The 10,179-nt window shown below is 43.0% G+C and carries 8 protein-coding genes; 2 read left to right on the forward strand and 6 right to left on the reverse strand.

Translation table 11 applies throughout. The features are described from left to right. From QUA56_RS27785 to QUA56_RS27805, 5 genes are read right to left on the reverse strand one after another with little or no spacing between them, the layout of a single operon-like run. Nucleotides 1-1,479, reverse strand: coding sequence for an RAMP superfamily CRISPR-associated protein (locus tag QUA56_RS27785; protein ID WP_333364550.1), 1,479 nt, complete (start codon nt 1,477-1,479; stop codon nt 1-3). Beyond that, entirely contained in the window at nt 1,476-3,071 is a 1,596-nt protein-coding gene (locus tag QUA56_RS27790) for a CRISPR-associated protein Csx10 (RefSeq protein WP_333364553.1), read from the reverse strand. Before QUA56_RS27790 ends, QUA56_RS27785 begins: the two co-directional genes overlap by 4 nt. Beyond that, complete coding sequence (locus QUA56_RS27795) at nt 3,068-3,736, reverse strand: RAMP superfamily CRISPR-associated protein (RefSeq protein WP_333364556.1); 669 nt, start codon at nt 3,734-3,736, stop codon at nt 3,068-3,070. Before QUA56_RS27795 ends, QUA56_RS27790 begins: the two co-directional genes overlap by 4 nt. Beyond that, nucleotides 3,699-5,393, reverse strand: a complete 1,695-nt coding sequence (locus tag QUA56_RS27800) for a Cas10/Cmr2 second palm domain-containing protein (protein ID WP_333364558.1) — start codon at nt 5,391-5,393, stop codon at nt 3,699-3,701. The genes QUA56_RS27795 and QUA56_RS27800 overlap by 38 nt, the downstream gene beginning before the upstream one ends. Further along, nucleotides 5,390-6,691 carry a Card1-like endonuclease domain-containing protein gene (locus tag QUA56_RS27805; protein ID WP_445242954.1) on the reverse strand — a complete coding sequence of 434 codons (1,302 nt, stop codon included), beginning with the start codon at nt 6,689-6,691 and terminating at the stop codon, nt 5,390-5,392. Before QUA56_RS27805 ends, QUA56_RS27800 begins: the two co-directional genes overlap by 4 nt. Nucleotides 6,692-6,806: 115 nt before the next feature. On the opposite strand from QUA56_RS27805, the gene QUA56_RS27810 reads away from it, so the two are divergent. Continuing rightward, the gene (locus QUA56_RS27810) at nt 6,807-8,228 is read left to right on the forward strand and encodes a TIGR03985 family CRISPR-associated protein (protein ID WP_333364564.1); all 1,422 of its coding nucleotides are present in this window, start codon (nt 6,807-6,809) and stop codon (nt 8,226-8,228) included. 204 nt (nt 8,229-8,432) lie between these two features. Here the strand turns inward: QUA56_RS27810 and QUA56_RS27815 are convergent, their stop codons facing one another. Continuing rightward, nucleotides 8,433-9,392 (reverse strand): cation diffusion facilitator family transporter, encoded by a 960-nt coding sequence (locus tag QUA56_RS27815; RefSeq protein ID WP_333364567.1) that lies wholly within the window; start codon nt 9,390-9,392, stop codon nt 8,433-8,435. Between the two features lie 241 nt (nt 9,393-9,633). Between QUA56_RS27815 and QUA56_RS27820 the strand changes: the two genes are divergently transcribed. Next, nucleotides 9,634-9,981 (forward strand): hypothetical protein, encoded by a 348-nt coding sequence (locus QUA56_RS27820; protein WP_015174783.1) that lies wholly within the window; start codon nt 9,634-9,636, stop codon nt 9,979-9,981. Nucleotides 9,982-10,179: the final 198 nt, after the last annotated feature.

Raw genomic sequence — 10,179 nt, forward strand, 5'->3', positions numbered from 1 at the left:
TTACACCTCCTTACCTAATTCTTTTAACAAAGCCTTGACAAATTGTTCTAAGTCATATTTAACTAAAGTTTCTGACTTGCTTGAATCCGATATATCCTCAATTTGCAAATTTCCATTAATTTGTCTAATTTGCCATTGTTTCGGATTTTGGGGATGAAGTCGGATTAAGTCTGCGTTGATTCCTTTCAAACGTCCTCGTCCAATGCTGCTTTCACCCCCCACAGGTAAATCGCTCGTCCACAAATCTTTCAGCAAGAGCAACAGCAATCCAATTTCATAATCTTTTGGATTCCGTAACTCTAGCTCGATACAGACACGGGTTTCATCACCACCAAATATAGGTTGTTCGTCGAATAATGCGCCGTGATAAGCACCTCCTGTAAAACGGTCGATCGCAATTCGATTTTGTACTAAATCTTTAGCCGCTTCGATCTCTGTCTCGCGAACAACTAAACGACTAGCTTGAGATTGCTTACCGTCAACAAAACCAAATAACTCATTGACCACAGCTAAATTACCTTGCAATGTATTGACAATTCGTTCGGCTCGATGTCGCAATACTCCTGCTAAACTTGTACCAGATAATACGGATTTCAGTTCACCCTGACGGTGAGATTTTAAATGCACAACATCAGGTGCGCGTTCGGTTGAATCTTGACCGGAACGAATTAGGAGGGAACCTACTAATTGAAATGTGGCGTGGATGAGGAAGCGATCGCGCTCATCCTTCTCATTCTCTAATGATACTCCCAGAGCAGTAGCAATTGATGAATAAGTTTCGCGATCGGGCAATAAATCCCTAGACCAATGCTCAAATTTTAACCATACCATTCGCTCATCAGGATCTTCCAGGTAAAAGTTCCAAACCTGCCACTCTTTGACATAACAGCGACCAAACCCGCGCCGTTTCTTCATGCCAATACTGATGTCGCCCTGCTCTAAACCTCGTAAAGCCAATGCTAACAAATTAATTAATGCTTGCTTTTGAGTCTGACTAAGATTTTTTTCTATCAACAACTCAAAGCTAAGCTGAAACTCGGTTCCTGCTGCTAACAGTTCTAAATCGTATTTTTGACCTTTCTTTGCGGTACCTGTTGTGGATTCAATTGCGACACCATCTCTTAATTCCACAGTCGGGATAGTGCTGCTGATAGCATCATTGATAATTAATGGACTTTGTTCGCCTTCAGGATCGCGACGAGTACCACCAAATAAGTTAGTAGCCCGATCGCCCTTTTGTTCCTCTACACCGTATCCGTGTTGGTACTCCCGCAAGTAGTTTCGCAAAGCACCTGCAATGGATGAACCCGTGAGTAAAGCGCGATCGCTCACGCTATCTCTCAGCAATGCGATATCCGTTGGACTATCTGCGTCACCGCTTCCCAAGCAAGTCGGCGTATCTAAGATTAACGTACCCCGTACAATGATGCGTTGGGCGATCGGGCGGTGACAGCGCTTTAGACGTTCTTGAGTCATCATTTTTTCTCCTTAGTTGCCTTCTTCGCTACCGCCATAATCAGCCGCAGCGTATATTTTTCAGCTAACTTATCTTCTCTGGCGCGATCGTCATCAAACTTGCGCTCAATACCAGCAATTTTCACTGGATCTATACCCTGAATCCAGTCAGTCGGATTCTCAAGCCACTCATCTAGCTGTTGTCTGAATGATTTATCGCCAATTTTTGTGCGTTCAAATTGATTCTTGGCCTTCGACGGTAAATTGTTGAGCAGCGAGACAACTAAACTACAATCGCCATTGGGAAGTCCTTGTCGTGCAACAGACTGTAGTCGTGACAGTTGGCTGTTACTGATACCTTCTTGCAAAGTTAAACATTCTACTTTCTTTTGCAAAGTTAAATATCCTACTTTCTTTTGCAGTGCTTCCTCTAGTTTTTGCTCTAATAATCTTTGTGCCATCTGTTCAGCTAAAAGACGCGAACCTTCTTTTTTCAAGGAAGTAGAGCTACTAGATGGCTTAGCTAATCTGGCTAAAAACTCTTTTTCTTTTAACAAATTTACAGCAATTCGTCCAAAACCATCTTCTCTTCTCTCTCCAATTCCCTGAGCTTCAAGTTGTTGAATTTGTGATTCATCAATCTCAACACCTTCAAAAACGATCGCAGTTCCTGCTGCTAGTGCTGGCACTTGAGGTAAAGGCAATCCCCATTTACGGTTAAATCCACCAATTAAAGTGCTATCAGCAAAAATATTGCTAGGTTTAGGCAATGAGATGTTTAATACTTCCTCGACAGCTTGTTTAATTAACATTGGATCTGCTACAGGTTGACCCCATTCATTCCTTAAAAGTGTGCCGCTCAAAAGTGTAATGCTTAAATTTTCATCATTTTCACGATCTTCTGCTGGAATTCCAATTTCATCCCAATGATTAAGAATTTTTAAGTCGTCGATGATAATCTTGGTATGTCCGTAGCCGGCACTTTGACAACCGCCTAACCAGATGTTTGGTTCGGTGACTAATAACATCTGAATTGTAATTACGTCTCCATCTTCGCAGAGGATGACTGATTGAAAGGTTTGTCCCGCATCTAGGGCCTCGTAGCGGAAGAGTTCACCTTGATTGTCTGTAGAGCGTCCTTTTTTGCGATCGCGAAAATTATGAATATTAATCCGCCGCTTTTCCTTGTATAATTTGACAACTCCCCGTTCCTTAGTCCAGAAGTATTCACCCACAGATTTAGGAGTTTCTGGATCGTCTCCTCTATCAATACTGAAATCATAAACAGTTATAGGTGAATCCTCCTTCAGTTCTGCATCCTTATCCTTGAACCAAGATAAAGGCAGAGGAAGAGTGCGTTGCGATTGCTTTTCGTAACTCAAAAGGTAAGCATTTAAGTAGCGCGTACTGTTGGCATCGAAGAACAATCTCTTCACTTCTTCATTGGTTAAATCAAGTTCTGACAAGTGATGCTGCCTCATGTAACGCCCAATAATTGCACCGCGAATCATACTGCCCGGAATGTAAGAGTACGATACATCGCTGTTGGGATCGCCTTGAAATGAAGTAGCGAGAATTGGTTGCTGAGTTTGTAATGTTAAAGTAATTGCTTTCATGCAACTTTCTCCTTAATTTGTTTTCCAAAATAGTAGGCGTAGTGATGCGTGATGTCATTACCGTCTGCATCATGTAAGGTACATTGAACGTGACCGCGACCTCGATTTCTGCCACTCCCTAAGCGCCGAAGTGCTAGCGAACCCACTGCTAAAAGCGATAGCATTTCATCACTTGGCATCTTCTCAAAAATTAAGTCGGCCGTGAAACAAAGGTCGCGCAAAACTACGCGAAATGAACGCAAACTCCCCTCATCTGGTGTACCGGATTGTGGGTCTATAGAAGTTTGACGACGGATACTTGTTAGCGAATCAAGTACCTCTGTTTTTGTTAAAGTTTTATCTTGAATCTGGAAAGCAACAGCTTGACGTAAATCCTCCGGCAAACAAGCATCGCCTACATGAACTGCACCCATTGTTCCGATGGTACTGCCCAATCTACCGAATAAATCGCAAGCAACCCTTTCCCAAGATGGGCGATGATTAGTCAACATTGCAATTAAGTTATCGCCTTCTTCGCTCAGCAATCCTTTAAGAGTACGTCCCCGCAAGTAGGGAAAGCCAAAAGGATCGTGTTCGACTTCTTGGTCAATTAAACCTGCGACTCCATCTCCCCGCCCAAAAGTTGTATCACTCAGCAGTTTTATTTTCAGTTGATAAATCGGCATCTGATTCTTCCCTCAGTGAGATATAAAAGTCCATTGCTTCAATGGCATCAAAGTAACCACAGACTCCATCGAGCCAACCATCTTTAGCTAAATTATCACTACGACCACTAGATTCTGGGAAAGTTGGCAGTTGCTCATCCTTTATTCTGTAGTTTTTGAGAAAATTCTGAGTTGCTTTAATTCCTTGACGCAGTACATCTCGTAAAGCAATCACCTTATTTCGACGACCTTTCCAATCTTCATCTTCATTTAAGTGTTTGACTACTTTGGTGAAGCCCTCCCAAGTACGCCAATCGCTATCTCTTTCTTTTTTCAAACTTATAGGACGCATTTCTAATGAGGCAACTTCCTTGAAATCAGGAATTTTTACCCGATACTCGCGATCGCGAATTTCTGCGATCGACCCGCTTAAGCCACTAGCGGCTAAATGCCAATCTAAAGCCGAAAACTCTCCTTTTTTTTCATCTTTAACAAACTTTTTCGCTTTTCGACACAAGTCTTCGCTGAGTTCGTAAGCGCGCGCAAAGGGATAGTGAGTCTTGACAACACAAATTCCAGCACAAGCTGTCAGAGGGTTTTTCCCATCTTCATTACCTACGAGCGGCTGTTTTTCAAATTCTTGCAGGAAAATTGCAGCCAGTTCTAATCCCAATCTTCCATCACAAACGAACGTAACATCATCACCGCCATAGACTAGAGGACGAAAAGGTAAATTATTATCTTTGATTTCAAACTTACCCTTGACTTTTTTCTTGCCATCTGGCTGTACTTCGATCGATTTAACCAGTATCTCTATTACTGTTTTCAGTGCATGGATACCAGCCAGAGCGACGCTGTGGGACAGTTTACGCATAGCGATAATGTAGTCTCGGTTAGACAGATTTTCGCCAAACTTTTGAAAGCGTTTACCCATGCCATTACCGTCAGCATGAATTACAGCATAATAGCTGGAATCTGCTTCAGAACGTCCCATTTTATCTGTTCTTAGAGGGAATTCATAGGAACCTAAAGCAGAGGCAAACATTTCTTGCAGGTTGTCGTTAGCTGCACTAACAACTTTGTGTTTGGCTTTAATTTCTGTCGAAATAAGATAGGGTTCGTCATCCTCAAATGGATCGCTCATCTTTACGGCAACTAACTGAGTCGATCGACAAGTTGCAGTCACACCCAAACCTAGCAATGGTGCAGAAGGTATTCTGCTGCGTTTTTTTGCATCCAAGCCATTTTTCATCAAATTCTGAACGACATCATATAAAGATTGACTATCCCAATCAAATTCTTGATGAACAGCTAGAAGATTAATTCCTGGTGCATCTTCTAGGATTCGCTTGCTCAAAATTTGAGTGAATTGCACGGCATATTTCTTATCTGAAAACAGCAAGATTGTATTGCCACCACCTGCATAAACTAATTCAGCAGCTAGTCCATCATCTTCGATGCGCGGTTTTGCATCTGGTTGATGTTGTTTAGGAGCGAATGCGTAAACTTTTCGATTTATATCTTTGCGCGCGAAGGTATCTAAAGCTTCTCTAGCCCAGTCATCTGTTGCCTGAGAAACTAGGTAAGATGCACCAATATTTTCGCGCAGGCGGTTGCTACCGAAAATGTATGGTTGAATTCCTGTTGTATCTAGTACAGTGAGAGTAAAATTTTTCATCTTGCATCCTTATCATTTTGCTTAATCCATTCTGCAATCCTGCTCGCTAAATCCATTAGGTCATCACGTCCAAATACGGCTATTTTGTGGTTTCTTTGCCCACTTTCGGGAGCCGGATTAAAAACATTTACAATTTCTGTTTCAAGGGCGTTAACATCTTTCTCGCTAGCACAACATACTAGAGCCACTCGCGCTTCATCCCCACCGAGTTGTCGCGCTCTGATGTAAGCTTCAAATAGCTTGGATTTACAATCAGATTTACGAGCGATAGTTGTACAAGAGATCGCAAAGAGCTGATATCCTCGCATGAAGGCAACATCAAACTGAAATTTAGTATTTTTCGGATCGATTGGATTCCGAATCCAAAATGAAGTAGCGCTATCGTAAATAAATAACTCTTCAGGAATTTCTTGGACTTGTTGTAAAACATAATGCTCTAACCATTCGCCGTCTAACCATTTACAGGCAGATTCTAAGCTTTTGATTCCTTTCTCCTTGATAGCATGAAGTGATAAATCTTCACCCACAACTCCTAAATGACTCAAGGTACTCATGATGTTTTCCTTAGATTTCAGTTTCTCAAGGCTCAAAGTAGAAATCTCTGTTAGCTTAGTTTCCTTTTTCCATTTATTTTTATCTTTTTCATCTCTTGCTGCTTTCCGCAAAACTTCATTACACCAATCACGCCATAGTTGCACTAAATCACCATTCTTATGAAATTCAGCAAAGGCTTTTGCAGCTTCAGGTAATTCCGGCTTGTCAATAGGATCTGATTTCTCTTGCCACGTCCATCCGTGTATTTGGAAAACTTTGGCAAGTTCGACGGGAATCACTTCTGGTTTCACTTTGATGCGGATACGATCGCCATTTTCTCGATCGATACACATCTCCAATCTACGGGGGTCAAGATAGCTAAACACAGTCTGGGGACGCTCTTTGCTAAAAACGGCTCTGTAAGCGTGTACAGCCATCGCCTTCGTACCGCCCGTATAATTTAACCCAATCTTTCCATCCTTGATAGTTTCTAGCTTAGAGCGTATTGCCTTTTGAATCTGATAGGCATCGGCTTCGCCATCGTTGAGTGGCACAAGTTGAGCTGTCTTTAAACCAATTGGTTCGCTACTCAATATTGTTTGCAGACGCTTGGCTGGCTTCTCTGTACCAGTCGTATACACAAGGTAAGGCGTACCTCCTGGATTTAACAAAAGTCTCGCTGCTACATAATTCGGCAAAGGGTTCTCACCAATCAACAGAAACAAGTGGTCAACTTTGTACTTGTCGAACTCCGATGTACTCATAAAGCCTGTTTCTCCGTCTTGCTCAACTTGTACGCCAATTATCGCATACTATCGGAAACACCCCCTTCCGATCGCCCTTACGCTAAAAAACACAACAAAAATCTCTAAACCCACCATGAACCCAACCTTTAGCAATCCCCCGAAACCCAGACTCCTAGAGGATTTTGCCAACGGAACTCTCGACCAAATGCAAAATCTCACCCGCGCCATCAGGTTGTGGGTTTTGGTAAGTTGGCTGTACAGCGACGAGGGATATATTGCCCTTGACAATCCCTTTACCTATGCTGATTGGCGCGAAGCTTTCTTCGGCAAAAATTACAAGGATGAAAAGCAGGAAGATATTCTTAACTATTCAGACCCGAATTGTGCTTGCAACAAAACAACACAACAGTGGTTCATAAAATACAATGTATCTGTAACAGAATGGCGGCATTGTTTGCAAAAACACCTACCTATTACCGATGCTGATTTAGACAAGCTCTTGGCAGAAAAGTTATTCGCTCAGGTACGCAAATCGCTGCAAAATGACTTCGATTTCTTGGTAAGTCGCAATTTGCTGCAACGGTTAACCAGCGTGACGGGTAGAAGTAAAAACTACCGCCGAGTTGAACAAATACCGCCCATTTTTAGTCAAACAGAAAACCCCAATACAGACAGCAATTTGACTCCAAAAGCACAGGCTTATCTCGCTGCTACTTTGGGGATGGTTAGTTTTCTAGACCCTAGTTTACCCGTATTAGCAGAACATTTTTCAGAAGAGGTAGTTGATGAAGATAATCACCGCGTTTTTTTGTACGTTGATTATCTCGTACCCGAATCTAGTCCCATGCAAGATGCTGTAGATCAATTTCAGAGCGAATTGCAGGAACTGTGGGATTCTCAAAATATCGCTCCTTTGCTATTAACTTATCGCAGCGCTCATCAAAATCAGATTAAAGAGTGCGTTGTTTATCCTGTTTGTATTTACTTTATGGATCGAGCTAAATATTTGTGTGCCTACGGCAGCACCCCCAGAGGTGAAATTAATTGGTACAAATATCGGCTCGATCGCATAATTTCAAAACGTCTAGAATCCTTGGATTGGCAAGATGCTCGGGTTCCGCAATTACTCAAAGAAAAATATCAGGAAAATAACCTGCCAACTCCCAAAACAGTTAACGATATGTTAAAGGAAGCTTGGGGCTGCGATTTTTATAAAGAAACTGCGCTGATGGTATTGCGGTTCGATCGCACTTTCGCTCAATCCTACCTTCAAGGAATCAGCATTCACCATACCTGTACCGCCATAGAGTACGATCGCGCCGCCACATTAATCACACAATATACCCCCAACCCAGAACACCGATCGGCACTTTTACAAATCCTCCAGTCTCGCCCAACCGACGATGCTTACTACCAAGTCACTTACCGAGTGACAGACTACTACCCGCTGAGGTGGTTGCGCGCTTTAGGTTCAGAAGTCGAGATTCTGCTACCTTGGGACTTGCGACAGAAAATGGCCGTAGAAATCCAAAAAACTCGGAACTTGTACCAATAGTCTTTTGCTCGATAATTATCAAAGCTATTGTGGAAAACTTGCCGATTTCTGTGGAAAACCCCCCTTTTCCTGTGGAAAACTGCCACTAAATCAAGTGCGATCGCTTTAATTCCCTTGAGAGCATTTAAAAAATTAGAGGAATTGCGATCGCAAAAACCGCCTTCCTCCTTCATCGCTCAACCTGCTGTTTGCTGGGGATACAGCCTACATTTTTCCTCCTTCCTGCTTCCTCTTTCCTTCTTCCTTTTCTTCAGAATCGTAGGTAATTTGGTCGGATTGGTAAGCCGGGGGCTCAACGTGAATTAAGATGCGTACAGGGCTGAAACGTTCTTCCAACCGGGCTTCTACTTCTTCTGTAATCCGGTGAGCCGTTTCTACATCAACAGCATCGACGATCGCGTGCATTTCAATAAACACTTGACGCCCGATCAGGCCGCGGGAGGCGATCGAGTGACAATTAACAACGCCGGGCACATCCATTGCGATCGCCAGAATAACTTCAGGTGCGATCGCCATTTCATCCACCAACCAAGGCAGATTTTCCCTTAAAACTTTCCAACCGCTGCTAAATACCAAAACAGCCACAGGAAAAGACAAAAACACGTCTAAGGATTGCAATTGAGGTATATTCCAAACCTGCCCTTGCCAAACACCGATCAACCCAGCAATTACCATAATTGTCACCCAAACATCGCTCATCGTGTGCTGGGCGTCAGCCACTAAAATCGCGCTACCGAGACGTTTCCCAACCCTGCGCTCGTAAAAAGTGACAAAAATATTAATCCCCAGTACAATCAGCAATATCCACAGTTCATTTGGGGATATTTTGACAACTGTGCCACCTTTGAGCAACCTTTCAACAGCGCCGCTGAGAATTTCAAAACAGGCAATTCCCAGAAAAACAGCTATTCCCAGAGCTCCGAGAGCGTCAAATTTCTGGTGTCCGTAGGGATGATCGCGATCGGGCTGCGGGTTGGCATAATGATTAGTTACCAATCCTAAAATATTATTAGCGCTGTCCGTGACGCTGTGCAAAGCATCTGCCAGCAAACTGAGCGAACCAGTCAGCCATCCCACCGCTGCTTTAATTGCCATCACCAGCAAATTTAGCAATAAGGTAATGATTAAGACCTTGCGGATTTCGGAACGGTTATCGGCTACCATAAAATCTCCTCGATCTGCCGTCAAATTTTCTGACTTCTAGCTTAAAGCTTATCAAGTCATAACAGGTTAAAAGTATTGCAGAATCTAGCTTGCGACTAGATTTATATTCATTAATATAGCCTAGCTTCTTGAGATTAATTTTAATTAATAGCATTCTCGCAGTCCAATTGAGCGGGAATGTACTTCTTTTGGGTTACTATATCTTTTATCATTAACAATTGTATGTTAAATTTCATTGCCCATGTCTCTTTCTCCGCTGACACTGAATTTAGTCGAAGGTTCTGTCTCGTTTAGCTTTTCCCCGCAAGCCGCGCGGGATTTGCAAAGCGAAATTGCAGCTTTGATGGAAAGCTTGAAAGCTGTAGCAGCCAAAACCGCTGGCGCTAAAGCTTCTCCCCAAAAACCGATGGAATATCGGTATGCAGGGGATGTATTTTTGGAAGTTTTCTGCAACCCGAATATCTGGCCAACTCCTTTTGCTGCAAAAGTGCTGATTACGGTTAGGGACGATCGCGTGCGCGTCACCACCGAAGCCGAACTCAGCCGCCTGCGCGACGATCTCGCTCAGTATATCGAACAAGTCGGTTGAGATTCTCAACCTGAAGCCCGCCCGTTTGTCAAGGTTAAATTCCCATTAGAATCATTGGGTTTTGGCTTCAGTAGGGTGCGTCAGATAGGGTTCTTTTATCGATAATTCAGAGACTCTCTTCTGACGCACCCTACGACTAATTGGCTTAGTAAGGTGCGTCAGCGAGGTTTCTTTTATCGGTAATTGAGAGACTCTCTG

The organism is Microcoleus sp. N3A4, from assembly GCF_036701805.1.
GTDB lineage: Bacteria > Cyanobacteriota > Cyanobacteriia > Cyanobacteriales > Microcoleaceae > Microcoleus.

Bases quoted from the DNA above. Each gene is read 5' to 3' on its own strand.
- QUA56_RS27810 (WP_333364564.1), top strand. From the start codon at position 6,807: ATGAACCCAACCTTTAGCAATCCCCCGAAACCCAGACTCCTAGAGGAT.
- QUA56_RS27805 (WP_445242954.1), bottom strand. From the start codon at position 6,691: ATGAGTACATCGGAGTTCGACAAGTACAAAGTTGACCACTTGTTTCTG.
- QUA56_RS27820 (WP_015174783.1), top strand. From the start codon at position 9,634: ATGTCTCTTTCTCCGCTGACACTGAATTTAGTCGAAGGTTCTGTCTCG.
- QUA56_RS27785 (WP_333364550.1), bottom strand. From the start codon at position 1,479: ATGATGACTCAAGAACGTCTAAAGCGCTGTCACCGCCCGATCGCCCAA.
- QUA56_RS27795 (WP_333364556.1), bottom strand. From the start codon at position 3,736: ATGCCGATTTATCAACTGAAAATAAAACTGCTGAGTGATACAACTTTT.
- QUA56_RS27800 (WP_333364558.1), bottom strand. From the start codon at position 5,393: ATGAAAAATTTTACTCTCACTGTACTAGATACAACAGGAATTCAACCA.
- QUA56_RS27815 (WP_333364567.1), bottom strand. From the start codon at position 9,392: ATGGTAGCCGATAACCGTTCCGAAATCCGCAAGGTCTTAATCATTACC.
- QUA56_RS27790 (WP_333364553.1), bottom strand. From the start codon at position 3,071: ATGAAAGCAATTACTTTAACATTACAAACTCAGCAACCAATTCTCGCT.